The sequence below is a fragment of the Enterovirga sp. CN4-39 genome (assembly GCF_049446235.1).
GTDB lineage: Bacteria > Pseudomonadota > Alphaproteobacteria > Rhizobiales > Beijerinckiaceae > Enterovirga.
Genome location: NZ_JBMSEF010000011.1, coordinates 170,268 through 193,531 on the forward strand (window position 1 = coordinate 170,268; position 23,264 = coordinate 193,531).

The window sequence follows — 23,264 nt, forward strand, 5'->3', positions numbered from 1 at the left end:
ACGAAAGTCTAAGCTCTTGTGATCATAACGGAGGAATGAGGCCGTAGATTGGCCGCATTCCGGGAGGCCGCCCGCTGTCTTCGACGAAACTGATCATTGCTGACGATCATCCGCTCTTCCGGGGCGCGCTCCGCGGTGCGATCGAGGCCTTCATGCCGGGTTGCGTAGTGCGGGAGGCAAGCGGGCTCGACGAGCTGAGCGCGCTGCTGGCCCAGGAGCGGGATGTCGATCTCCTGCTGCTCGACCTTGCGATGCCGGGCGCACAGGGCTTCTCGGGCCTGATCTATCTCCGGGCCCAGTTCCCCGAAGTCCCGGTCGTGGTGGTTTCCGCGAGCGAGGAGCCGGTCGTGATCCGACGCGCCATCGAATTCGGCGCCTCGGGCTTCATCCCGAAATCGCTGGAGACCGACGGCATCGGGAACGCCATCCGCACGGTCCTGTCCGGCGACATCTGGGCGCCCCCGGATGTCGACCTCGACACCGCCGAGGACCGGGAATTGGTGGATCTCGTCCGGCGGATCGGCCGGCTGACGCCGCAGCAGATGCGCGTTCTGATGATGCTGTCCGAAGGCTTGCTGAACAAGCAGATCGCCTACGAGCTCAACGTGTCAGAGGCGACCGTGAAGGCCCATGTCTCCGCCATCCTGCAGAAGCTCGGCGTCGACAGCCGTACCCAGGCGGTGATCGCGGCCTCCAAGATCGGCGCGACGGCTCGGCCGTTGGCCGGGGTCGAGTAGCCGCTCAGCGCGTCCGGCTGATGGAAACGGACCGGCGTCCGCGGCGCGACCATTTCTTGCCCCGGCGCGTGGCCGAGGTCGCCTGCTGGTCGCTGGCCTGGGCCTCTGCCGTCTCGGCATTCGTCTGGAGTTCGTTCAGCCTCTGGGACTGGCTCTGCAGGTTGCGATCGGCATCGCCGAGATCGCGCTTGACGTTCTGCAGGTTGCGCTGTGCAGCCGCGAGTTCGTTCTGCACATCCGTCCTCGTCTGGCTCACGCGCGCGAGCTCCTCCCGGGTCGCCCCGACCTTTGCCTGAAGGTCGGCGAGCGCGCCGGATGCCTCCACCTGCCGGGCGAGATCGGTCGTGAGCTGCTCGTTCTTGGCCGTGAGATCGGCGATCTGCAGCCGCTGCGTCTTTTGGACGGACGTGGCCGAGACGGATGACAGGGCGAACAGCACCCACCCCAGGGCGGCGAGCGCGGCGAGAATGAGGGCCGGAGGTCGCGTCAGCTCTGCCTTGATATCAACCGCCATTAAACACCCAAGTCGGCCACGGCCTCGCGGCCAGCCGAGACTGTATGCAAATCGAACCGACGACGTCCGGGAACGCTACTCTCTTGTGCACACATTGTGATCTGAGGATGGCGAAAATTCCTGAACCGGAAGGCGTTTCAGCTGTGTATGCGGCGCCCTCTGTTGCGAGGAAAGTAGAAGGATGACCAGCATCGTGAAGCGAAAGCTGCGCGAGACGTGGCGAGTGGCGGTAGGGAGGAGGCTCGACGAGGCCGACCCCGCCCTGCGGAAGCCCGGTCTGGCCGCTTTCGATCAGGCGGTCGCGGCCGGGCAGGGAGAGGCAGAGGCGGCGTGGGCGGTCCTGTCAGAGCACGGCCTCCTCTGGCATGTCGATGCGCCCGGCTTCTCCGCCGCGACGCCGCAGCCCGCCGCAGCCGAGAACCCTCACGAGGTGCCGCGCGTCTAGGTAGGGTCAGGCTGCACTCGCTCGCGGGAGCTCGCGCGGGACGGCCTCGTCGGACGGCAGGACGCCGGCGTCCGGCCTCCTGCGCGCCGCATCCAGGCAGTAGCGGAGCGCGTCGCTGAGGCGGCTGGCGCAGGCACTGGAGCGGGATGCCGCGCAGAGCTTTTCCGCCTCATCGTCCGCAATCCCCCACGCAGCCACGAGGATCTGGGCGTCCGGAAAGCGGCGCCGCAGGCGCCGGACGGCGAACCGGACATGGACGGGCGCCGTCGTGTCGAGGAACGACAGGCAGATCAGCCGAACCTCGGACGGATCGAGGGGCAGCGGCCGGTTCGAGGCCAGGAGCTCGGCTCCCTCCACACGTGCACCGAGGCCATGCTTGGCGAGGAGCTGGGCCAGCATCTGGGCTCCGGCGCGATCGAGCTGGTTGCGGCCGGCGACGCAGAGAACCGTGGCGGCCCCGCGCCAATCCGGTGCGAGATCATCCTCCGCCAGGGTCGGCAGCGTGTCGGTCCGCTCGTCCGCCCGCTCCAACGTCTCGTCGAGGTCGGCGTCGCCGTCGGCGCGCTTAGTGCCCGCCTTCTCTGCCTCCGCTTGCGGCGCCTCCGGCCTCGGTACGACATCCTGGTAGTCGGACAATTCGTCGACGAGGTCGGACACGGTCTCCTCGACCCGCGACAGGGCGGCGCCGTCCAGCACGCCGCGGCCGGCGTCGAGCTGCGCCAGCGCGAGGCCCTTGAGGGCGATCTCGTCGTAGTAGGTCGTCAGGGAATGGTCGCGGAGAAAGGCTTCCGCCTGCTCGAAGCCCTCTCCCGCATCGCCCGCGAGCATCCGCTGGTAGAAGATCTCAGCCTCGGTCAGGGGTGGCCGATCCCCGAGCATGACCTCGAGGAATTCGAGCTGCTCCACATGACGGCCAAGGACCACCAGGCACACGGTCAGCGGCGTCGCGAGAAGCAGCCCGACCCCGCCCCAGAGCCACGTCCAGAACGTCACCGAAACGATGACGGCGATCGGGGAGAGCCCCGTCGAATGCCCGTAGAGGAGGGGCTCGATCACCTGGGCTACCAGGAACTCGACCACGAGGAAGAAGCCGGCCGTCATCAGGAGCATCGACCAGCCTGGATCGACCGCGGCGCCGAGAAGAAGCGGGAAGCCGGCCGCGATCACCACGCCGACATACGGGATGAAGCGCGAGATCGCCGCGAGGATGCCCCAGAGAACCGGGCTCGGGATGCCGATCAGCCACAGGCCGAGCCCGACCACGACGCCGAAACAGGCATTCAGCGTGACCTGAGTGAGAAAGAAGCGGCTGAGACGCACGGCCGCGTCGTTCATCGCCGCCGTCGTGCGCTGGAGATCGTGCGAGCCGGCAAGGCGTATCAGGCGGTTCCGCAGGTCGTTCCGCTGCAGGAGGATGAACACGACGAAAATCGCCACGAGGCCCGTGGTCGCGAGCGGATGGAGCAGCGGCGAGATGAAGTTGGAGATCGTCTGGATCGGGCTGCCCCCCGTATCCACCACCTCGACCCGGACGGGGCGCTCCGGCGGCGCGTGATCCAGGACGGCTGGGGCGTCGCCGGCCTTCGGGCGAGGCGGAAGCTTGATCTCGTCCGTCAGGTCCTGGAGCAGCTCCGCAACCCGCCCGACCGGCCCGTGGCCCCCGGCCGTGTCCTTGAAGGCCGTGATCTTGTCGCGGATCGTCCATTGATAGCGCGGCAGGTCGCCGGCGAGCTGGGTCAGCTGCGAGACCAGGACGGCCGCAACCGACAGGAGCGCCGCAAAGGCGAGAACCACGACGATCGCGACGGAGCTTCGGCGGCCCATGCCCCAGTCCTGGAGAAGCCGGACGGGGCTCGCGAGCACGAAGCTGAGCAGGATGGCGCCCGCGATGGGGATGAAGACCTCGCGGCCGAAATACAGTGCGGCCACGACGCCGAGAGCGACCAATGCGATGTTGCCGTTCAGCGGAGGGGCGCTCGCCTCCACCTGTCCGCGGCGTCCGGACGAGTAGCCATTGGCCATATCTGGGCGGGCCCTCCAAAGCCCGACACCCAGAACGTTGGGGGGCCTGGAACGATCCCATCGGCGGTTAGGAGGGTTGCCGAAGCCTGACCGTCCCGCACCGCTTGCCCTCGCCGCCCGCTTCCCTACAGTTGGACGGCCGCGATCTGTGTATCTGAAAATTTAGCGGATCAAAAAAGTGAAATCAGGTCTGGCGCGAGTGCAGTGGTTGCGCGTTATGTTCTCCGCGCCAGTACGAACCCGAGCCAAGGAGCTGTTCATGACTCTCTCGCGCCTCGTTCGCATCTCGGCGGCAGCCCTGGCCGGCCTGGTTCTCGGCGCCGGCGCCGGTGCGGCCCAGACGACACTACTGAACGTGTCCTACGACCCGACCCGTGAACTCTACCGCGAGGTCAATGCGGCCTTCACGAAGAGCTGGACGGAGAAGACCGGCGAGCGGCTGACGATCCGGGCGTCCCATGGCGGCTCGGGCGCGCAGGCCCGCAGCGTCATCGATGGGCTCGATGCCGACGTCGTCACCCTGGCGCTCGCGCCTGATATCGACGCCATCGCGGCCCAGTCGGGCAAGATCCCGGCCGATTGGCAGAAGCGGCTGCCGAACAACTCCTCGCCCTACACGTCCACGATCGTGTTCCTGGTCCGGAAAGGTAACCCGAAGGGGATCAAGGATTGGGACGACCTCGTGAAGCCCGGGATCCAGGTCATCACCCCGAACCCGAAGACCAGCGGCGGGGCGCGCTGGAACTACCTCGCCGCCTGGGGCTGGGCGCTCGAGAAGTGGCAGAACGAGGACAAGGCGCGGGAGTTCGTGGCCGCCATCTACAAGAACGCCCCGGTGCTGGACACGGGAGCGCGCGGCTCTACGATCAGCTTCGCGCAGCGGGGCCTCGGCGACGTGCTGATAGCGTGGGAGAACGACGCGTTCCTCGCCTTCGACGAGTTCGGGAAGGACAAGTTCGAGATCGTGGCGCCCTCCCTGTCCATCGTGGCGGAGCCACCTGTCGCGCTCGTCGACGGAAATGTCGACAAGAAGGGCACCCGCAAGGTCGCGGAGGCGTATCTCGAATTCCTCTACTCGCCTGAGGCGCAGGCCATCATCGGCAAGTACCATTATCGGCCCTCCAAGCCGGAATTCGGCCGCAAGGAGGATCTCGATCGGCTGCCGCAGGTGAGGACGTTCCGCCTGGAAGAGGTGTTCGGCAGCTGGAAGGACGCCCAGGCGAAGCACTTCGGGGCGGGCGGCATCTACGACGGCTTCGCCAAAGCGGGCCGGTGACCGCATGGGGCAGGTGCTGACCGGGCTGAGACTGAAGCAGCCGAGCGCGCTTCCGGGCTTCGGCCTGTCGCTCGGCTACACCCTTACGTACCTGTCCGTGATCGTCCTGATCCCGCTGGCGGCGCTGATCTACCGTGCCGCGGGTATCGGACTGTCCGGCTTCGCCGACGTTCTGGCCGATCCCCGGGTTCAGGCCGCCCTCCGGACGTCCTTCGGGATCGCCTTCGCGGCGGCCTTCACGGCTTCCCTGTTCGGGCTTCTGGTGGCCTGGGTGCTGACCCGGTACCGCTTTCCGGCGCGGCGTCTGGTCGATGCCGCCGTGGACCTGCCCTTCGCGCTTCCCACCGCGGTCGCGGGCATCGCGCTGGCCGCCCTTTACGCGCCGAACGGCTGGATCGGCTCCCTTCTCGAGCCGCTCGGCCTCAAGGTCGCCTTCACGCCGCTCGGGATCTTTGTCGCGCTCGTCTTCGTGGCGCTGCCCTTTGCTGTCAGGACGGTCCAGCCGCTTATCGGGGAGATCGACCGGGAACTGGAGGAGGCCGCCGCGACGCTCGGGGCGAGCCGGCTGGTGACTGTGTTCAGGGTGGTGTTGCCGCCACTCATTCCGGGCATGCTCACCGGGTTCGTGCTGGCCTTCGCGCGCGCCGTCGGCGAGTACGGCTCGGTGATCTTCGTGGCGGGCAACCTTCCCTACGTGTCGGAGATCGCGCCGCTTCTCGTGGTCATCAAGCTCGAGGAGTACGACTATAAGGGCGCCACCGCGATCGCGAGCATCATGCTGGCGATCTCCTTCGTGAGCCTGCTGCTGATCAATCTTCTCGAAGCCTATGCGCGGCGGCGCCTCGGCCATGCCTGACCGCCTTCCGGATCCCGCCGGCCCGATCGGCAGCATCACGAGCGAGCCGCTCTGGGTGCGGCGCGTGCTGATCGGCATCGCCCTGGCGTTCCTCGGCCTGTTCCTCCTCGTGCCGCTGGTCACCGTCTTCGTCGAGGCCTTCCGTGGCGGCTGGGCGGCCTACCGGGAGGCGTTCGACGATCCGGACGCCCGTGCCGCGATCCTGCTGACGCTGACCGTGGCGGCCATCGCCGTGCCCCTGAACCTCATCTTCGGGCTCGCGGCCGCATGGGCCGTCGCCAAGTTCGAGTTTCGCGGCAAGAGCCTCCTGGTGACGCTGATCGACCTGCCGTTCTCGGTCTCGCCGGTCGTTGCCGGTCTCGTCTTCGTGCTGCTGTTCGGCGCGCAGGGGCTCGTCGGGCCCTGGCTCCGCGAGCACGGGATCCAGATCATCTTCGCGCTGCCCGGGATCGTGCTCGCGACCGTGTTCGTCACCTTCCCGTTCATCGCCCGGGAGCTCATCCCCCTGATGCAGGACCAGGGCCGGGCGGACGAGGAGGCGGCGACGACGCTCGGCGCGTCGGGGTTGCGGACCTTCTGGTCGGTGACGCTGCCCAACGTGAAATGGGCGCTGCTCTACGGCGTCCTGCTCTGCAATGCGCGCGCGATGGGCGAGTTCGGCGCCGTGGCGGTCGTGTCGGGCCACATCAGGGGCCAGACCAACACCATGCCGCTGCATGTCGAGATCCTCTACAACGAGTACAATCTGGTCGGCGCCTTCGCGATGGCGTCGCTCCTGGCCGGGCTCGCGCTCGTGACCCTCGCGATCAAGTCGTTTCTGGAATGGCGGTACAGCGGCGCAATCGCGTCCGCGGCGGCTCACTGAGGAGATTGCGTGCGCGTCCAGGCGATCGGGATTACGAAGCGCTTCGGGGCCGGTGCGGCCCTCGCGGGCGTGGATGTCGACGTGCAGTCGGGCGAGCTGATGGCGCTCCTCGGCCCATCGGGTTCGGGCAAGACCACCTTGCTACGGGTGATCGCGGGCCTGGAGCACCCGGATTCCGGCAGGGTGCTGTTCGGCGACGAGGACGCGACCGACATCCCCGTTCGCAAGCGCCGGGTCGGCTTCGTCTTCCAGCACTACGCCCTATTCCGGCACATGAGCGCGGCGGAGAACATCGCCTTCGGCCTGAAGGTGCGCGGGCGCGAGCGGCCGAGCCGGGCGGAGATCGAGGCGCGCGTCGCCGAGCTGCTGCGGCTCGTCCAGCTCGAGCAATACGGGAAGCGCCGGCCGAACCAGCTCTCCGGCGGCCAGCGGCAGCGCATCGCGCTCGCCCGCGCCCTGGCCGTGGACCCGCGCATCCTGCTGCTCGACGAGCCCTTCGGGGCCCTAGACGCCAGGGTCCGCAAGGATCTGCGCCGCTCGCTGCGCGACATCCACGACGCGACAGGCCGCACGACGATCTTCGTGACGCACGACCAGGACGAGGCGCTGGAGCTGGCCGACAGGGTCGCGATCCTGAACAACGGCGTACTGGAGCAGGTCGGCACGCCGGACGAGGTGCACGATCACCCGGCCTCCGCCTTCGTGATGTCGTTCGTGGGCGAGAGCTCGGAGCTTCCGGCCACGGTTGCGGGCGGCACGGTGACGTTCCGGGGAGTCCCCTTGCCGGTGACGGCCGGTGTCGGGCCGGATGGGCCGGCGGCGCTCTATCTGCGGCCGTGGGACCTGGCGTTCACGTCGGCACCGGAGGGGTTTCCGGGCCAGGTCGTGATGGTCCGGCGGACGGCGGGTGGCCGGCGCGCAGAAGTGGCCCTGGAGGGCGGCTCGCACCATGTCGAGGTCGGCGTGCCGGTCGGGGCGAGCGTCGCCCGCGGCGAGACGGTCCGGGTCGCCGTCACGGGTGGCAGGGTCTTCCCGGCGCCTGCGGGGTCGGATTGTGCCGCGCCTCTACTCGCTGCTCCGGCCCCAGTCGGGGCGGGAGCCTAGCCCCGTGAAGGCCGGCTTTCCGAGGCCGTAATCCGAGCCGACATAGCCGGGGCCGCCATTGACCGGCCGGCCATAGGGACGGGGCGGCCTGCCCCAGGCGGCCCAGCCGTCCTCTTCGAGGATGGCCCCGTTCCCGAGGACAGGAGGGCCGCCGGCACCACCGGGCCCATAACGAAGATCGGCCGCCCGCACGGGCTCGGCCATCGCGAGCACGACGAGGAGCAGGGCGAGGGCGGAACCGGGCCCGAGGTGATTCGGCATCCCGAGATGCTATGCGGCCGAGTTTACGCAGGCGGTTAACGGCCGGGCTCGCCTCTTGGCCGCGAAGGGCGTATGGCGGCCGGAGATGGACGCATTCACGCTCGAGCCACGTCTGGCGGCCGATACCCTGCATGTCGGGGACCTGCCGCTCTCCTCCGTCCTCCTCATGGACGATTCACGGTTTCCCTGGTTCATCCTCGTTCCCCGTCGCGGGGGGCTGGTCGAGATCACGGACCTGGAGGAGCCCGACTCCCAGCAGCTCATGAAGGAGCTGCGGATCGCGGTCGCCGTCATGGGGGACCTCGCCAAGCCGGACAAGGTGAATGTCGGCGCACTGGGGAACGTCGTCACGCAGCTTCACGTCCATGTCGTCGGGCGCTTCCGGTCGGATCCCGCCTGGCCGGGCCCGGTCTGGGGCTCCGGCCCGCGGATGCCCTATCCGGCCCATGGCGGGGCTTCGCTCATCGACCGCGCCCGCACCCTGTTCGCCGCCGCCTGACCCTTCTCTCACGGAGTCCATCGCTCGTGTCCGAACTGGGATATATCCACAACCGGCTGGTCCGTGCCGGAATCGAGCATGATCCGGAGGGGCTCCTGGCGGAGGCGACCCGGCCCGGGATGCCGGTCGTGGCCATTGCCGGCGAGCAGGCGATCCTGAACCAGAATGGCGGGGCGCCCTCCGCGATGCTGCCGGGCGCGATCGAGGCGGAAACGCCTCAGGAGCGCGTCCTTCTCGGCATGCTGGCCGGTCGGCCGGTGGCCGGGCTCCTCTACGAGGCCAGCCTTGCCGACCGCATCGCGGATGCGCCTTCCCTCTTCGCGCAGGATCTGCGCTCGATCGCCATGCAGGGCGTCGTACCGGCGGACGAGCTCGGCATCCTGGCACAGGCGAAGTCGCTGCTGTCCTGGCATGCGCGGCACCGCTTCTGCGCCAATTGCGGCCATCCGACCGCGTCTGGGGCAGGCGGGCTGCGCCGCGACTGCCCGTCCTGCTCGGCCCAGCATTTTCCGCGCACCGACCCCGTATCGATCATGCTGATCTCGCGGGGCGAGAAGTGCCTGCTCGGCCGGCAGAAGCGCTTCGTGGCCGGCTCCTATTCGTGCCTGGCAGGCTTCATTGCCCCCGGCGAGACCATCGAGGAGGCCGTCCGCCGCGAGGTCCTGGAGGAGGCCGGAATCCGGGTCGGGCAGGTCCGCTACGTCGCCTCGCAGCCCTGGCCCTTTCCGTCCTCCATCATGATCGGCTGCTTCGGCGAGGCTCTCACGGAGGACATCGTGCTCGACCGCGACGAACTCGAGGATGGGCGCTGGTTCCACCGCGACGAGGTGGCCCTCATGCTCGAGCGCAAGCACCCCGACGGCCTGATCACGCCGCCCCCCATGGCCATCGCGAACCACCTGATGCGGACCTGGCTCTCCGGAGAGGCCAGGCCCGCGTAAGGGGTCAGGCCGGCGGCTTCGCGCTCATCTGTTCGACCTGCGCACCGGAATCCGGCCGCGCCGGGCCGAGAACCGGCTCCTGCCCATGCGGGACGCCGACCGTGGCAGAGAAAGTCCCCTTTCCATCGAGGCTCGGCCCCTGCGTCCAGCGCCCGGCCGGCGGCGGGGAGCCGTCCTGGTTCGTGCCGACGAACACGTAAGAGAAATCGGTCGCTTCGTTGGCCTGGTTGAAGCTGTTCGGGATCGGCAGCGCGGCCGAGCCGCCCATCTCCTCGATCACGGCGAGCCATTGCTGCTGGTGCATCGTATCGCGGGCGATCAGGAAGGAGAGGAAGTCCTTCATGCCGGGGTCGTCGGTCAGGTGGTACAGCCGGCAGGCCAGGACCCGCCCGGTCGATTCCGCCGCCACGTTGCAATACATGTCGGCGGCCGCATTGCCGCTGGCGTAGACGTGCGAGGCGTTGAACGGGACGCCGTTGCAGTTCTCCGGGGTCGCCGCCATGCCGGCGGAGAGCAGGTGGCGCTGGTTCATGCCGCCGAGGAGCGTCTCGATCGATGCGGTCGGGCTGGATCCGCCCAGAACGGCGCCAACTACCGAACTCGCGCCTGCCGCCTCCTCCTGCATCGAGGCCGGGGCATTCTCCAGGTTCAGGGCAACCGCGTAGGCCAGCATCTCGATGTGGCCGATCTCCTCGGTCGCCGTATTCAGCAGCATGTCCTTGTATTTGGCGGGGCCGCGGAAGCCCCAGCCCTGGAACAGGTATTGTAGACAGACCCTGATTTCACCCTCTACGCCGCCGATGGCCTGTTGGAGAGCTCTGGCGAAAAGCGGGTTCGGCTTCTCGCATCGGACGGTATATTGCAGACGCTTGTCGTGAAAGAACACAGAACCGCTCCTGGATTGGGATAGCGCCGCCGTCTCGCCCGGCGGCCTCGCGGTTCAACGGTGCCTTTCGCGGCACCGTTCCAGATCATCACGTACGCTGCCCCAGTATCCAGGCCTGTGTCCGATTCCCGACGGAGCTTGCCGATCAGTAGACCACGACCGACCTGATCGACTTGCCCTCGTGCATGAGGTCGAAGCCGTGGTTGATCTCGTCCAGCGGCATGGTGTGGGTGATCAGATCGTCGATGTTGATCTTCCCCTCCATGTACCAGTCGACGATCTTCGGCACGTCCGTCCGGCCCCTCGCGCCGCCGAAGGCCGTGCCCTTCCAGACCCGGCCCGTGACGAGCTGGAACGGACGGGTTGAGATCTCGCGTCCCGCCTCGGCGACACCGATGATGATCGACTCGCCCCAGCCGCGATGGCAGCATTCCAGCGCCTGGCGCATGACGTTGACGTTGCCGGTGGCGTCGAACGAGAAATCCGCACCGCCCCCGGTGATGTCGACCACCGCCTGGACGACCTTGTCGAGGCCGACCTCGTTCGGGTTGATGAAGTCCGTCATGCCGAACTTCTCGGCCATGGCGCGCTTGTCGTTGTTGAGGTCGATGCCGACGATCTTGTCGGCTCCGACCATCTTGGCGCCCTGGATGACGTTGAGGCCGATGCCGCCGAGGCCGAAGACGGCGACATTCGCGCCCGGCCAGACCTTCGCGGTGTTGATGACGGCGCCGATGCCCGTCGTCACCCCGCAGCCGATGTAGCAGATCTTGTCGAAGGGGGCGTCCTCGCGGACTTTCGCGACCGCGATCTCGGGCAGGACGGTGAAGTTCGAGAAGGTCGAGCAGCCCATGTAGTGGAAGATGACGCCGTCCGTGCTGCGCGTGCTGCCCACCGGATCGCAGCGGAAGCGGCTCGTGCCGTCGGGCATGACGCCCTGGCCCTGCGTCGCGCGGATCGCCGTGCAGAGATTGGTGCGCTGCGACAGACAGCTTTTGCAGTTGCGGCATTCCGGCGTGTAGAGCGGAATGACGTGGTCGCCCGGCTTCACCGAGGTCACGCCCGCACCGACCTCGCGCACGATGCCGGCGCCCTCATGCCCGAGGATCGCCGGGAACTTGCCCTCCGAATCCATGCCGGAGAGCGTGTAGGCGTCCGTGTGGCAGATGCCGGTCGCCATCACCTCGACCAGCACTTCGCCGGCCTTCGGGCCCTCGATGTCGATCGTCTCGATTGTGAGAGGCTTGCCGGCCTCCCAGGCGACGGCGGCACGTGTCTTCATGGCTCTTTGTCCCCGAACAGCTCTCGGGGTCGTAGCCGCAAACGTTTTGCCGAACAACGGAGCTGGGGCGCGCCGGCCGGAGCCGGCGCGCCGTCTCGATCCTTACTGGCCGGCGACGGCTGCCGCGCTGATGCCGAGCGAGACCGGGCCGGTCACCGAGCCGATGATGCCGAGGAACTTCTGCAGTTCCGCACCGCTGGCATTGGCGACGTAGAGCACGTCCTTGTCGCGCATCTTGAAGGTGCGGGCGAGGAAGTAGCTCTTCGGATCGCGGAGCGTCAGGCGGTAGATCACGGGGATCAGCCGCTCGCGGGCATCGATGTCGCGGCCAGGCACGAGCTGCCGCACGACGGCGGGCGGCTCGAAGCGCAGCAGGAAGATCCCGTCCGGATCGGACCGGAAGTCGAGCAGGCCGCCGGCCTTGGCGATCGCCTCCTCGAGCGACAGGCCGATCTTGCCGAACGGCACGACGGTGTTCGCCCCGATGGCGCCGAACGCCGTGTAGGTCTGGGGTTCGCGCACGAGCGTGAGGATGTCGCCCGGCCGCATGTAGACGTTCTCTTGCGGCGTCGCGAGGATGTTCTCCAGCGGGACCGTGACGGTGTTGTTGCCGCGCGTCAGCCGGACGAAGGTCTCGTGCACGGCGCCGCGGACGCCGCCGGCAGAACCGACCACGTCCATGATGCGGTCGCCACGGGGCGAGAGCGGGATGCGGGCACCGTTCGTGACCTCGCCCGTGACGGTCACGCTGTTGGACAGGGACCGGGTCACGGTGACGAGCGCCTGCGGCTCGATCGCCTTGCCGGCGAGCCCCGCTAGGATATCGCGCTCCACCTCGGCGGGCGTCTTACCGATGACGTTGATGCGTCCGGCATAGGGCACCGCGATGGTGCCGTCCTGCGTGACCTGCTGGTCGGGGATCACGGCGCTGCGCGAGCCGGCGCTGAACCGGTCGGTGACCGGAGCGGAGAAGAGGCCGCCCGCCGCCGCCTCCCACACGGTCGCGCGCACTTCGTCGCCGACGCCGATGCGGATCTGGGGGGCAGGGCGATAATCACCGAAACGGGCCCGCAGGGTCGGACCCGGGTAGCGCGACAGGATCGACACGGTCCGGTCGTCCACGTCGACCAGCACGTAGCGCTTCTCGACGTCATTGTCGGCCAACTTCACGATGTCGTCGGACATCGGCCCGGTGGACGGCAGGCCGGAGCAGCCGGCCAGCGCCAGGGCGAATCCGAGCGTCGCGATCCTAAACCTCACGCGTCGAAACCTCGTCTGAGCATGGAAAATGCGGCCCCCGGCCGGAGCTTTGCCATCAAACACTCTCTCCGGGAAGCTGGTGCCGGGCCGGCTGGTGCATCGCGGCGACTGTTGTCTCTGCTTTGACACACCCTCGTCGCGGCGGATTGAAGCGAATTCCTCAACCTTCCCTTCACCATCGGGAGCAAGGCTTAAGAGAATCCGAACCGGCCCGGCAGCGAAAGGTCACGTGCCCAGCTCCCGCAGGAGGTGGTTAACGGCCGCGAAATGAGCCCCCCAGGTCGGGGGTGCGTAGCCCTCGACGGTTTCCGCCTCCGTTCGCGAGAGGTTCTCGATCGCGCCGAGCCAAGCCGGCCCGTCCAGCGGGTCGATGAACCTGGCCCGCTGCCCCGCAACTTCCCGGTGCACCGGTATGTCGGAGGCCAGCACGGGTGTGCCGACCGTGAGCGCCTCGACGATGGGGATGCCGTAACCCTCCGCGAAGGAGGGCATGAGCAGCGCGCGAGCCCCGGCGACGAGCTCCGCGAGCCCTCCGGTCGATAGGCCGCTCGCCTCGAAGACATGGCCGCGGAGGGCCGGGCTCCTGTCCAGGAGGTCGATCGCGGCCTCGCTCTCCCACCCTCGCCGCCCGACGATCACGAGAGCGGGCGTCTCGGGGCCGAGGCGCCCCGCGAGTTCGCGCCAGACCTGGAGCAGGAGCAGGTGGTTCTTGCGGGCCTCGATGGTGCTGCAGATCACGAAATAGGGCCGCCCGGCAGCCGGGCGACGGGGCGTATCGACGAAGATGGGCTCGACCGCGAGCGGCGCCACCGTCACGGGCGGCGAGGGCAGGCCCGCCTGCCGGCAATGCCGGGCGAACCGGTCGCCGACATCCGCCGAGTTCACGAGCACGGCAGCGGCGTGGCGGGCCACCGTCGTCATGCGGACCCGATGACGCTCGTCCTCTCCGGGCACGACGTATTCGGGGAACTCGATCGGAATCAGGTCGTGGACGAAGAACACGGCCCGGATGTCGGGACGTTTTTCGAGCCAGGCGAAATGCTCCGGACGGTCGAGCCGGAGGTGGGATGTGTGGAGGTAGATGGCGCCCCGGGGCGCGTCCTCCGCTTGCCGCCAACGGAACCCCGAGAGCTTCAGGATCTGGTCCGCCGCCTCGTGCTTGAGACGAGGAAGGCGGCCGGCGGAGCCGCTCCGCGCCGCGCCCGCGCTCGCGCCATCACCCCGGAGGCGACGCCTGATCTCTGCCAGGACGGGATCCTGCTCGGCAGGCAGGTCCTCGCCCCAGCGCTCCGCAACCGTCCTGATGAGCTTCTGCCGCAGCGGATCCGGCAGGATGCGCGGGCCGAAATAGCCGATCCCGATCGCCAGCCGGTCGGGGTCGCCATTCAGGAAATGACGCGCATAGGCGAGATCCACGCGGTCGATACCGCTCGGGCTCGGGTGCTTCAGGCGCGTGAGCAGCCGGGTCGTATCGACCAGGATCGGGGCGGATGCCGTCACGCAGCCTCTCCAGCCCGCATCGTCGGGGCCTCGCCGGACAGGCTCGCCACCAGCCGACCCAGCGCATCGGCGGAGAGCCGCTCGGCCCTGCCGCTCGTCAGCGGTTGGCCATCCTCGATGAACAGCAGCGCGTAGTCGGTCTCGGCTGCGCGTGTCGGCGGGAGCCCGGGAAGGATGGGCGGATGATCGCCGAAGAAGCAGAGAAGGGTCCGGCCGCGCCGCTGCAGGAGGCCGTCGAGCAGGAGGCCGATCGCCCCGTCCGCATTGCCGAGATGGCGAAGGTACTGCCGGGTCGGGTCCGTCTCGCCTTCGAGGCGGCCGGCCGTCCAGGGACCGTGGTTTTCCATCGTGATGGCGGTGATCAACCTGGGCAGGGGTGGACGATCGGCCTCGGCCAGGATCGCCCGCATCATGGCGCGATCGCTGACATAGGGACCGAACCGTTCGGCGCTCGAAAAATCCTCTTCGAAGAGGAGGCGATCGAAGCCGAGCCGGGGCACGACCTTCGCGCGGCCGAAGAAGCCGGACCGGAACGGGTGCATGAACACGGTCTCGAATCCGCGCGCCTTCAACCGATGTGCAAGGCTGGTCGGGGCGGGGCCACGCCGCGCGAGGTAGGGATCGAAGGCCCGGAAACCGAGATCTGCGTCCGACAGCCCGGTGAGCACGGCATGCTCCGTGCGCATCGTGAAGGCCCCGCAGGCCGGTACCCGGAGCGGGCCGTGCAGGAGCGAGAGGTCGCGCGCACGGGCAAGGCCGGGGAGCGCGACATCGGATAGCCCGGCCCGTTCGGGATCCAGGAAGGACTCGAACTGGATGACGATGATGAGGTCGGGGTCGAGCGGCGCCGGTTCCGCCCTGCCCTGGCTGTCGGCCGGATAGGGGGCCGCGACCTGGCCCCTCCAACGCAGGGCGTAGCCGGCCAGCGTGAGCAGGAGGCCCCAGCGCGCGATGTGCTCCTCGGGATCGGGATGGGGGAGAAGCCGCCCCATGAGGATTGAGAGCGGGGGCCTCCCCGCGGCCCACCAGAGGGCGGCAATCCCGCCGAGCACCAGCGCGGCGGCGACTGCGGAGCCGAAAGGCGAGAGCACCGTGTAGGCCGGTTCGAGCCAGAGCCAGGTGCCGAGCGCGGCCAGGAAGGAGGCTGCCCCGAGCAGGAAGGGCGGCTTTGCCAGGAAGTCGGTGTAGTACAGGTCCGGGTGCCGGACGATCATCTCGATCAGCCCGAAATCCGAGAAGGCGAGGGGCTCGCCGACAAGCTCGCGCTTGCGGATGCTGATGGCCGTCAGGACCGCCACCGTGATCAGGCAGGCGAGCGCGGCCAGGACGGGCCTCCCCCAGATGCCCAGCCAGAACAGGTACAGGGTCGCGAAGGCGGCGAGCCGCCAGGGCAGGGCGCGCAGGCTCGGCCGCTTCCCGCCGGGCAGGACGGCGAGACGCTCGACCGCCACGCTCGCCGCGAAGGCAAGCAGGCAGGACAGGACGGCGAGAACCATCAGGGACGGGGAGCGTGGGAGCGCACGGCGCCCTTCATGCGACGGAGGGCCCGCCCGATCGGCGTGAGCAGCGCGTGTCGGGCCCGGACATAGGCGGCGCGGGCGGCCGCTTTGCCGGGATCGGCCGTGAGGGCCGCATCCCGGGCGGCTGCAAGCCGACGCACGAGTACCTCCGGCGGGCAGCGCTGCCCCGTGACGGGGTCGATATAGCGAGGGTAGAGGATCAGGGCTCCAGCCACGAGTTCGTCGACGCTGAGCCTGCGGGTGCGGCGCGGCAGCGGATCCATGTCCTCCGTCAGGCCCCAGCCCGAATAGAAGGGCCGCCCGTGCACGACAGTCCGCCTGCCGCGGAGCAGCGCCTCGAAGCCCGCGAGCGAAGTCATCGTCTCGATCGATTCCACCCGGTCCAGCAGGTCGACGATGCCGACATCCCCGATGACGCGGTCGGCCAGGCCGGCGACCTGGTCGGGGCCGAGCTTCCCGCGCCGAAGCCCTGCCTCCACGTCCGGATGCGGCTTGTAGATGATGAAGGCGTCGGGGTTCCGCCGCCGCGCCGCCTCGAGCAGGGCGAGGTTGGTCGGGGTCGAGGGCGAGCCGAGCAGGACCGAGGCATCATCCTCCACCTGGCCGGGGACGAGCACGATCCGCCGATCCCGCGGCAGCTCCTCCAGGGAGGATTGCCGGCCGACATTGTACTTTGTGAGCCGCAACGCCACGACCGTCCGGCGAAGCTCCGCTGCGCGCTGGACGAGATCCGGCGGGAACTCCGCCGTCGCCAGGATGTGCTCCAGGTCGCTCTCCCGTCTCGGGTCGTAATAAATGCCGCGCCCATCGAGGACGCAGGAGGCGCCCGGCATGAAGGCCGCCCCGAGCCCGACGGAGCGAAGGAAGCCGTCCTCCATTCGCTGCAGCGGCACGCCCGCCTTGGCGCAGGCCGCCTCGAGCCGCGCTGGCATGCGCGTCTCCCAGGCCACGATCTGCCCGCCCGAAGCTGCCGCGGCGGCGACGGCCTTCCTGTCCGACCCGAACATGATGGCCGGCCCGTCCGGACCATCGAGAAAGCGTGCGACCTGCCTCGCCTTCCAGCGGGATACGCCGATGCAATGGCTGCGGCGGGGGTTTTCGAGGAAGCGGTCGCGCTGCCAAGCCAACTGGTCGGCGGCCGTGAAAAAGTCCGTCTCCTCGCGGGTCCAGGCATCCAGGTAGGCCGGCTCTTCCAGGAACACGCGCGCGAACAGGGCCTCCGGGGCTTCGTCGGACGCCACGCCCTCGACCGACCGTCCGGCGAGCATGGCCAGGGTCAGGAGATCGTCCGGCGGGGAATAGATGCGGGCCGCGCGCTCGACGAGGGTCCAGGGATTGATGCCGGCAACCGGTACGGCGCCCGGGTGAGTGCGCGCTACCCTGGCGGCGAGCGAGGGGTCTTCGCGGGAGCCGGCGACCACCGCGATGGCGGCGGATGGATTGTCCAGGGCCGCGCGGCGGAGCAGATGCCCGGGCTTCTCGGGATGGCCGGAGCGAGAATTCGCGATGACGAGAACGAAGTCGCGCCCCCGCAGGGCAGGAGGAGGCTCGTCCCGCCCGTCGTTCCGCCAGGAAAGACGGAGCTTCCGGAGCATGGCCAAGCCGTCGGCGGGGGAGACCTGCCGGTTGGCGCTAGGATCGCGCCCGGCGATCACCAGGCTCATGGCTGGCCCGACAGGCCGCACGGACCGAAGCGGCCCGAGCCCCACGGCGTGGAACGAGGCGCCGCGCAATCGGGCCAGCTCTCGCGAGAGCCTGCCGCGTGGGCCGTCCCAGCCGGCAATGCCGGCAAGGTTCATGGGCGAACTGGCCGCCCAGACCACATTCGCGCCAAGAAGTGTCGAGATGTCGTCCCGCATCGGCCAGAGATCGCGGGACAGAATGCCTATGGAGTCAGACATGGATGGTCGTGGCGGAAAGGCGGGGCCGCGCGAAAAACCTGGACAACGCGACCGTCTTTCCACATGGTCCGTCAACTCCGGGGTGCTTAGCGGTCATGTCCCGGGTTGGAAACATTAAAGTCTGCCCCCTATGATCCGGCCCGCGTTCTCGGGCCGAGACTTGGGCGAAACGGACCTTCCCATTGAGCGTGGCTGAACCTGCACCTCCGAAGCCGGCGTCGCCGCGGACGTTTCTCTTTCTGCAGGGTCTCGCGTCCCCGTTCTTCGCCGAGCTCGCCCGCACCCTCGTGCAGCATGGCCATCGCGTCCGCCGCATCAACATCTCTCTGGGAGACGAGGTGTTCTGGCGGCTGCCGGCAACGAATTATCGCGGAAGCCTGGCAAATTGGCGTGGCTTCCTGGCCGGGTATCTGGCGAACGAAACCGTTACCGACATCGTCCTGTTCGGGGATTGCCGACCGTATCACCGGGTCGCGATCAGTCTTGCGGCCCACCGCCGCATCCAGGTCCATGTCTGCGAGGAAGGCTATATCCGCCCCAACTGGATCACGGTCGAACGGGGCGGGGTGAACGGGTACTCGTCGCTGCCGCGGGACCCCGAGACGATCCTGGCCGTCGCGGCGGAGCTTCCCGAGCCGATCGAGCAATCCTTCGCTGGCAGCTTTGCACGCCGGGCCGTCTGGGACGTCACCTACAACGTGGCGAACATGCTCGGCCGGCCCGTCTACATGGGCTACCGTCGGCATCGCCCCAACCATGTCCTCGTCGAATATGCGGGCTGGCTGAAGCAGCTCCTCGCGCGCAAGCGGGCCGTGGCCCATGCGGAGGCCGAAGCCGAAAAAGCCCTGTCCCACCCGGCCGGCTTCTACCTCGTGCCGCTGCAGCTCGACAGCGACTACCAGATCCGGGTTCACTCCCAGTACGCCCTGCTGGCGGAGTTCCTCGACGAGGTCTTCGCATCCTTCGCCACGCACGCCCCGCCGGAGCCGGAGCTGCTGGTCAAGGTCCACCCTCTCGATAACGGGCTGATCGACCGGAACACTCAGATCCAGGAACTCGCGGCCAAGCATGGCATCGCGGGTCGCGTCCGGTGCATCAAGGGCGGCCACCTGCCCACATTGCTGGAGCGCACGCTCGGGGTGGTGGTCGTCAATTCGACCGTCGGCCTGACGGCAATCGAGGTGGGCCGCCCGACCATCGCACTCGGGACCTCGATCTACGATGTGCCGGGACTGGCCTTCCAGGGATCGCTCGATCGGTTCTGGACGGAGGGGGCCCCTCCCGACGGCGATCTCTTCCGGGCCTTCCGGAAGCTCGTGATCCATCGCACGCAGGTGAATGGCGGCTTCTTCTGCAAGGTCGGCGTCGCGCTCGCGGTGAGGAATGCCGCCGACAGGCTGGAGGCCGAGAAGCCGTACTGGCACTTCGCGCCGGCCGAGGAGGCGCCGGAGCTGCCTGAGGCCGACATTTATGGGCGGCCGCTGCCGGCCGAATGAATCCGCGCACCATCCTCGTGACGGGCGCCTCGCGCGGGATCGGGGCCGCGCTCGCGCGCGCCTATGCCGCCCCAGGCGTCACGCTCGGGCTCCTCGGACGGGACGCCGGGACACTCCGGGGCGTCGCTGACGCCTGTCGCGAGGCCGGCGCGGGAGCCTCCGAGATCGTCGCCGACATCAGGGAGCGCGACGAGCTGAAATCCCGGCTGCTTGCCTTCGATGCCGAGCATCCCGTGGACCTCGTCATCGCCAATGCCGGCGTGCAACTGCCGACCGGCGACGACGCCGCGACGACAGTCGCGAGCTATGCCGAGATCGAGGTGAACCTTCTGGGTGCTTTGAACAGCGTCCTGCCCTTCCTCGAACCCATGCGGGCGCGGGGCAACGGGCAGATCGCGCTCGTGAGCTCGCTCGCCGCCTTCGCGCCGCTTCCGGATTCCCCGGGCTACAGTGCCTCCAAGGCCGCGCTGATCGCCTATGGGCTCGCCATGCGGGAGCGACTGCGCGGAAGCGGCATAAGGCTGAGCGTCGTCTGCCCCGGCTATGTCGAGACCGAGATGGGGTCCCGCTACAGAGGCTGGCGGCCACTCTCCATGCCGGCCGACAAGGCGGCTGGGCATATCAGGCGCGGCCTGGAGCGCGACCGGCCGATCATCGCTTTCCCACGCTCGCTGGCGCTTCTGGCCCGGGTCTCGACCCTTGTTCCCGAGCCGATCCGCCGGCCCTTCATGGGCGGTTTCCGGTTCTCTTACGAATAGAAGGCGGTCCGCGGCCTGCCTCACCACTCGTAGTCGCCGCCGATGCCGACCGAGGTTCCGCCATTCGCGCCGACCTCGCCCTTCACCTTCACGTCGTCCGTCACCCGAAAATCGATGCCGATCCCGGTACCGGCGGTTCCGGCGCCGGCCCGGACGCCGATCGAGAGCCGGTCGTTGAGGGCGCGGTTGAGGCCGATGCCCGGGCCGCCGGCCGCGCCGAGATTCACGTCGAGACCCTCCAGACCGAGGTCTCGCCGAAGGCTCTCGAAGGGATCGTCGGCGCCGGCCGAGAACTGGGCGGCCGCCTGGGCGAGCGCCAGGGCCTGCGCGGTCGTGAGCTGGCCGGAGGGCGAGTTGAACAGCAGCCGCGAGAGGATCTCGTCCCGGGGAAGATCCGGGTTGGACCGGAACTCGAAGGCAGGCTCGGAGGCCGGGCCAGTGATCGCGACCTCGATCGAGGCTCCGCCGGCGCTCGTCTGCGCCAGGAAGTCGAGCTCGGGGGTCATCTCCCCCGAGAAGCTGAGCCGCCCGCGTATGAAGTCGAGCCGGGCAGAGACGATCTGAAGCCGGCCCGTCAGGAGCTCGAACGCTCCGACCGGGACGGGCTTTGCCAGCGTTCCGGTGAGGCGGAGATTGCCCGCGAGCTCGGCCACGAGGCCGCGGCCGTGGACGAAGATGCGGCCGGGTGCTGACAGCGTGAGATCAAGGCTCGCGTCGAAGGCCGGGGCGGCACGGCCGCGCTGCTTCGTGCGGGCCTCGAGCGCGAGGCGCTCCCGGGCCGTGCGGGTGGGGTGGATGTGGCGCGTGTTCGGCAGCGGCCCGAGCGTGGCGCCCAGGCGCTCGGGGATCGTGACGTCGAGCGTGACGATATCCACCCGGCCGGAGACGCGCGGGTCCCGCGCCAGCGCGCCGGACAATTGTACCGAGAGGTTCGCCACGAGCGTGGCGACGCCGCTGCGCATCAGTTCCGCCCGCCGCCCGTCGACCTTGATCTGGCCCGGGAAGCCCGCCGACGGATCGAGCCGCACCCGGCCGGATGCCGTGATCGACCCCTCGTTGCGAGTGGTCGCGGAGGCGGATTCCACGACGATCTCCTCGCCCCTTGCGACGATCCGGGCACGCAGGTTGTCGAGCTGCGTCCCTTGGAGCGCGTCCGTGAAGGAGCCGCCCGCGAGCGTCGCGGATCCGCTCGCCTGCGGGGCGGCAAGCGTGCCGCCCACGCGCGCATCGACGTCGATCTTGCCGGTGAGCCGGCGGCCGGCGGCGGCCAGGAAGCCGGCGCTTGCTACACCTGCGTCGATGCCGCCGCGGATGGTCAGGTCGAGTGCGCCCGAACCTGCGATCGGGAGGGAGCCGCCCAGCCTGACCTGCCCGGCACGGCCGGCCGCGACAGTGGCATCGAGCGTCGCGCGCTCGCCGTTCAGCCGGCCCGAGGCGGAGATGTCGATGGGCGGCAGGCCGAGATTGCGCGTCTGCGCGACCACGAGCCGGGCGATGCGCGCCTGGTACTCGCCCGTTGGGGCGCTGGGAGAGCCGCCGATGCTGGCCTGTCCCTCCAAGGTGCCCGAGAGGCCGAGCCCCGGTGCGAAGATCTCGGCGGCGGAGAGCGGGACCGCGCGGGCTGCGACCCGCAGATCAAGCCGCGACCCGGCAACGCCGTCGACGGTCAGCCGGCCGGCGCCGAGCGCCACCGCGAGGCCGCGGATATCGACCGCCCCGTCGGAGAGCGTGAAGGTCGCCGGGCCGGCGATGGCGATCCGATTGCGACCACGCGTGGCGCCGAACTGGGTCAGGTCGACGCGGATCCGGTCGCCTGGAACGACGCGAGCCCGGGCATCCAGGTCGAAGCCGCGTGCGGTCGCCGTCATCGTCACGTCGCTGGCCTGCGGCGTGCCGCGGGCGTTGAAGCGGATGCGCGAGATGCGCTCGCCCGCGACCTGCACCTCGTCGATGGCGGCGTCGCCCGAGATCACGGGCCGACGATAGAAATCGGTCAGGTTCACGTCGGCCGTGATCCGGTCGATCCGGGCGCCATAGGCGGCGAGGCGCGAGCCGTCTGCCTTCAAGGTCGCGTCCTGGCCACCATTGGCGATGGCGAGGCCGAGATCGCCCGTGAGCGCGCCCGTCGCGCGGGTTAGGAGGAGAGGCGAGATATCGTCGAGATTGCCGGCCGCGATGGCCAGCTTGCCGCTTGCCAGCCAGTCGGGCTGAAGCGTCACGCCGCCGGTGATGGCCACGGATCCGACCGCGAGGTCGATATCGTCGGCCGTCATCTGCCCGGCTGGCGTGCGGGCGAGATGGAGACGACCCCGGGCCGGCTTGCGGTCCACCTCGCCGTCGAGCGTCAGCCTCACGTCCGGCGCGCGCACGAGATCCCGGCCGACGAGGTCGACAACCAGCCGCGGAACCGGCCGGCCGAGCGCCGCCGCGTCCGTCACGGCGATCCGGAGCGTTCCATCCGGGCTCGCCAGCGGCCCCGTCAGCTGGCCCGTGATCGTGCCCCGCCCCGAAACGCGCGAATCTGCCCGTCGCAAATCCGGCACGGTGACGGCGATCGTCATGTTCGATCCCTGCGGGGCCGCGAGCCCGTCGAGGCGCGCATTGGCGTGCTCGCCCGTGACCCGCATCTCCTCGAAGCCGACGGCGCCCTCGGCGGTCAGTCGGGCGGTGCCGGCAGCCGAAAGCCTGCCTCCGAGCAGTCCGTCGGCGGAGGGAATGCCGGTCGCGAACCGCGTCGCCTTGGCGTCGAGCACCGCGTTGTAGCGGTTCGCCCGCGGCGTGCCCTCGACATCGGCGTTGAAGGTGGCGGCGCCCCGCAGCCCGGGAAGCCCGGCGATCGAGGCGAAGCGGGAGAGATCCGCCATCCCGGCTTCCAGGCGGCCCTGCATCTCGGCGGCCCCGAGCGTGCCGGCGTAGCGCGCGTTGAACGTCGGGGTGCGAACCTCCAGGCGTTCGACATCCATGCGGCCCTCGACGGCGGAGACGGCCTTGAGCGCGAGCGTAAGTTCTGTCCCGACGGCGCGTGCGGCTCGCCGTGGCGGAGGAATTCGCCGAGGGCCGCCGGGCCTATCGGGCCGGTGGCCTGCTGGTCCAGTTCCTCCCGTCCTCGCCCGAGCGGGTGCGGTCGGCAGATCTCGACCC

At 69.2% G+C, this 23,264-nt stretch carries 20 protein-coding genes and 1 pseudogene; 11 read left to right on the forward strand and 10 right to left on the reverse strand.

Features of this window, described 5'->3' with window-relative positions; genetic code table 11:
• The first annotated feature begins 74 nt into the window (after nucleotides 1-74).
• Nucleotides 75-737, forward strand: a complete 663-nt coding sequence (locus tag ACO2SS_RS18520) for a response regulator (protein WP_423279271.1) — start codon at nucleotides 75-77, stop codon at nucleotides 735-737.
• Between the two features lie 4 nt (nucleotides 738-741).
• Here ACO2SS_RS18520 and ACO2SS_RS18525 read toward each other — a convergent pair whose 3' ends face one another.
• On the reverse strand, nucleotides 742-1,251 hold the full coding sequence (locus ACO2SS_RS18525) for a hypothetical protein (RefSeq protein WP_423279239.1): 510 nt from the start codon (nucleotides 1,249-1,251) through the stop codon (nucleotides 742-744).
• Between the two features lie 181 nt (nucleotides 1,252-1,432).
• On the opposite strand from ACO2SS_RS18525, the gene ACO2SS_RS18530 reads away from it, so the two are divergent.
• Nucleotides 1,433-1,696, forward strand: a complete 264-nt coding sequence (locus tag ACO2SS_RS18530) for a hypothetical protein (protein ID WP_423279240.1) — start codon at nucleotides 1,433-1,435, stop codon at nucleotides 1,694-1,696.
• 6 nt (nucleotides 1,697-1,702) lie between these two features.
• On the opposite strand, the gene ACO2SS_RS18535 is transcribed toward ACO2SS_RS18530, so the two are convergent.
• On the reverse strand, nucleotides 1,703-3,718 hold the full coding sequence (locus ACO2SS_RS18535) for an AI-2E family transporter (RefSeq protein ID WP_423279241.1): 2,016 nt from the start codon (nucleotides 3,716-3,718) through the stop codon (nucleotides 1,703-1,705).
• Nucleotides 3,719-3,977: 259 nt separating this feature from the next.
• Between ACO2SS_RS18535 and ACO2SS_RS18540 the strand changes: the two genes are divergently transcribed.
• From ACO2SS_RS18540 to ACO2SS_RS18555, 4 genes are read left to right on the forward strand one after another with little or no spacing between them, the layout of a single operon-like run.
• Entirely contained in the window at nucleotides 3,978-4,994 is a 1,017-nt protein-coding gene (locus tag ACO2SS_RS18540; RefSeq protein WP_423279242.1) for a sulfate ABC transporter substrate-binding protein, read from the forward strand.
• Between the two features lie 4 nt (nucleotides 4,995-4,998).
• A complete protein-coding gene (gene cysT / locus ACO2SS_RS18545) occupies nucleotides 4,999-5,850 on the forward strand; it encodes a sulfate ABC transporter permease subunit CysT (RefSeq protein ID WP_423279243.1) in 852 nt (283 codons plus the stop codon).
• Nucleotides 5,843-6,715 (forward strand): sulfate ABC transporter permease subunit CysW, encoded by an 873-nt coding sequence (gene cysW, locus ACO2SS_RS18550; RefSeq protein ID WP_423279244.1) that lies wholly within the window; start codon nucleotides 5,843-5,845, stop codon nucleotides 6,713-6,715. Before cysT ends, cysW begins: the two co-directional genes overlap by 8 nt.
• Before the next feature lie 9 nt (nucleotides 6,716-6,724).
• Nucleotides 6,725-7,819: a sulfate/molybdate ABC transporter ATP-binding protein gene (locus tag ACO2SS_RS18555; protein WP_423279245.1), complete on the forward strand. Its 1,095-nt coding sequence runs from the start codon at nucleotides 6,725-6,727 to the stop codon at nucleotides 7,817-7,819.
• Here ACO2SS_RS18555 and ACO2SS_RS18560 read toward each other — a convergent pair.
• Nucleotides 7,781-8,080 (reverse strand): hypothetical protein, encoded by a 300-nt coding sequence (locus ACO2SS_RS18560; RefSeq protein WP_423279246.1) that lies wholly within the window; start codon nucleotides 8,078-8,080, stop codon nucleotides 7,781-7,783. The two genes, ACO2SS_RS18555 and ACO2SS_RS18560, sit on opposite strands and share 39 nt — an antisense overlap.
• Nucleotides 8,081-8,165: 85 nt before the next feature.
• Between ACO2SS_RS18560 and ACO2SS_RS18565 the strand changes: the two genes are divergently transcribed.
• Nucleotides 8,166-8,579 carry an HIT domain-containing protein gene (locus ACO2SS_RS18565; protein WP_423279247.1) on the forward strand — a complete coding sequence of 138 codons (414 nt, stop codon included), beginning with the start codon at nucleotides 8,166-8,168 and terminating at the stop codon, nucleotides 8,577-8,579.
• A 26-nt stretch (nucleotides 8,580-8,605) separates the two neighbouring features.
• On the forward strand, nucleotides 8,606-9,520 hold the full coding sequence (gene nudC, locus ACO2SS_RS18570) for an NAD(+) diphosphatase (RefSeq protein WP_423279248.1): 915 nt from the start codon (nucleotides 8,606-8,608) through the stop codon (nucleotides 9,518-9,520).
• A gap of 4 nt (nucleotides 9,521-9,524) precedes the next feature.
• Here the strand turns inward: nudC and ACO2SS_RS18575 are convergent, their stop codons facing one another.
• The 6 genes from ACO2SS_RS18575 to ACO2SS_RS18600 form a co-directional block, all read right to left on the reverse strand.
• Entirely contained in the window at nucleotides 9,525-10,406 is an 882-nt protein-coding gene (locus ACO2SS_RS18575; protein WP_423279249.1) for a manganese catalase family protein, read from the reverse strand.
• A gap of 145 nt (nucleotides 10,407-10,551) precedes the next feature.
• Complete coding sequence (locus ACO2SS_RS18580; protein WP_423279250.1) at nucleotides 10,552-11,688, reverse strand: S-(hydroxymethyl)glutathione dehydrogenase/class III alcohol dehydrogenase; 1,137 nt, start codon at nucleotides 11,686-11,688, stop codon at nucleotides 10,552-10,554.
• 102 nt (nucleotides 11,689-11,790) lie between these two features.
• The gene (locus ACO2SS_RS18585; RefSeq protein ID WP_423279251.1) at nucleotides 11,791-12,948 is read right to left on the reverse strand and encodes a polysaccharide biosynthesis/export family protein; all 1,158 of its coding nucleotides are present in this window, start codon (nucleotides 12,946-12,948) and stop codon (nucleotides 11,791-11,793) included.
• 225 nt (nucleotides 12,949-13,173) lie between these two features.
• On the reverse strand, nucleotides 13,174-14,448 hold the full coding sequence (locus ACO2SS_RS18590; RefSeq protein ID WP_423279252.1) for a glycosyltransferase family 4 protein: 1,275 nt from the start codon (nucleotides 14,446-14,448) through the stop codon (nucleotides 13,174-13,176).
• Nucleotides 14,445-15,944: an LTA synthase family protein gene (locus tag ACO2SS_RS18595; protein ID WP_423279253.1), complete on the reverse strand. Its 1,500-nt coding sequence runs from the start codon at nucleotides 15,942-15,944 to the stop codon at nucleotides 14,445-14,447. Before ACO2SS_RS18595 ends, ACO2SS_RS18590 begins: the two co-directional genes overlap by 4 nt.
• On the reverse strand, nucleotides 15,944-17,869 hold the full coding sequence (locus tag ACO2SS_RS18600) for a capsular biosynthesis protein (protein WP_423279254.1): 1,926 nt from the start codon (nucleotides 17,867-17,869) through the stop codon (nucleotides 15,944-15,946). Before ACO2SS_RS18600 ends, ACO2SS_RS18595 begins: the two co-directional genes overlap by 1 nt.
• A 188-nt stretch (nucleotides 17,870-18,057) precedes the next feature.
• Here ACO2SS_RS18600 and ACO2SS_RS18605 point away from each other — a divergent pair, with 188 nt between their 5' ends.
• Complete coding sequence (locus ACO2SS_RS18605; protein WP_423279255.1) at nucleotides 18,058-19,365, forward strand: capsule biosynthesis protein; 1,308 nt, start codon at nucleotides 18,058-18,060, stop codon at nucleotides 19,363-19,365.
• Complete coding sequence (locus ACO2SS_RS18610) at nucleotides 19,362-20,123, forward strand: SDR family NAD(P)-dependent oxidoreductase (RefSeq protein ID WP_423279256.1); 762 nt, start codon at nucleotides 19,362-19,364, stop codon at nucleotides 20,121-20,123. Before ACO2SS_RS18605 ends, ACO2SS_RS18610 begins: the two co-directional genes overlap by 4 nt.
• A 20-nt stretch (nucleotides 20,124-20,143) precedes the next feature.
• On the opposite strand, the gene ACO2SS_RS18615 is transcribed toward ACO2SS_RS18610, so the two are convergent.
• Entirely contained in the window at nucleotides 20,144-23,086 is a 2,943-nt protein-coding gene (locus ACO2SS_RS18615) for a translocation/assembly module TamB domain-containing protein (RefSeq protein WP_423279257.1), read from the reverse strand.
• Nucleotides 23,087-23,142: 56 nt separating this feature from the next.
• Here ACO2SS_RS18615 and ACO2SS_RS18620 point away from each other — a divergent pair.
• Nucleotides 23,143-23,264: pseudogene (locus ACO2SS_RS18620) on the forward strand (Hsp33 family molecular chaperone); the annotation flags it as partial.

Coding starts and splice junctions, on each gene's coding strand:
- ACO2SS_RS18560 (WP_423279246.1), bottom strand. CDS start 8,080: ATGCCGAATCACCTCGGGCCCGGTTCCGCCCTCGCCCTGCTCCTCGTC.
- ACO2SS_RS18565 (WP_423279247.1), top strand. CDS start 8,166: ATGGACGCATTCACGCTCGAGCCACGTCTGGCGGCCGATACCCTGCAT.
- ACO2SS_RS18535 (WP_423279241.1), bottom strand. CDS start 3,718: ATGGCCAATGGCTACTCGTCCGGACGCCGCGGACAGGTGGAGGCGAGC.
- ACO2SS_RS18580 (WP_423279250.1), bottom strand. CDS start 11,688: ATGAAGACACGTGCCGCCGTCGCCTGGGAGGCCGGCAAGCCTCTCACA.
- ACO2SS_RS18610 (WP_423279256.1), top strand. CDS start 19,362: ATGAATCCGCGCACCATCCTCGTGACGGGCGCCTCGCGCGGGATCGGG.
- ACO2SS_RS18540 (WP_423279242.1), top strand. CDS start 3,978: ATGACTCTCTCGCGCCTCGTTCGCATCTCGGCGGCAGCCCTGGCCGGC.
- ACO2SS_RS18525 (WP_423279239.1), bottom strand. CDS start 1,251: ATGGCGGTTGATATCAAGGCAGAGCTGACGCGACCTCCGGCCCTCATT.
- ACO2SS_RS18615 (WP_423279257.1), bottom strand. CDS start 23,086: ATGGATGTCGAACGCCTGGAGGTTCGCACCCCGACGTTCAACGCGCGC.
- ACO2SS_RS18600 (WP_423279254.1), bottom strand. CDS start 17,869: ATGTCTGACTCCATAGGCATTCTGTCCCGCGATCTCTGGCCGATGCGG.
- cysT (WP_423279243.1), top strand. CDS start 4,999: ATGGGGCAGGTGCTGACCGGGCTGAGACTGAAGCAGCCGAGCGCGCTT.
- ACO2SS_RS18530 (WP_423279240.1), top strand. CDS start 1,433: ATGACCAGCATCGTGAAGCGAAAGCTGCGCGAGACGTGGCGAGTGGCG.
- cysW (WP_423279244.1), top strand. CDS start 5,843: ATGCCTGACCGCCTTCCGGATCCCGCCGGCCCGATCGGCAGCATCACG.
- ACO2SS_RS18595 (WP_423279253.1), bottom strand. CDS start 15,944: ATGGTTCTCGCCGTCCTGTCCTGCCTGCTTGCCTTCGCGGCGAGCGTG.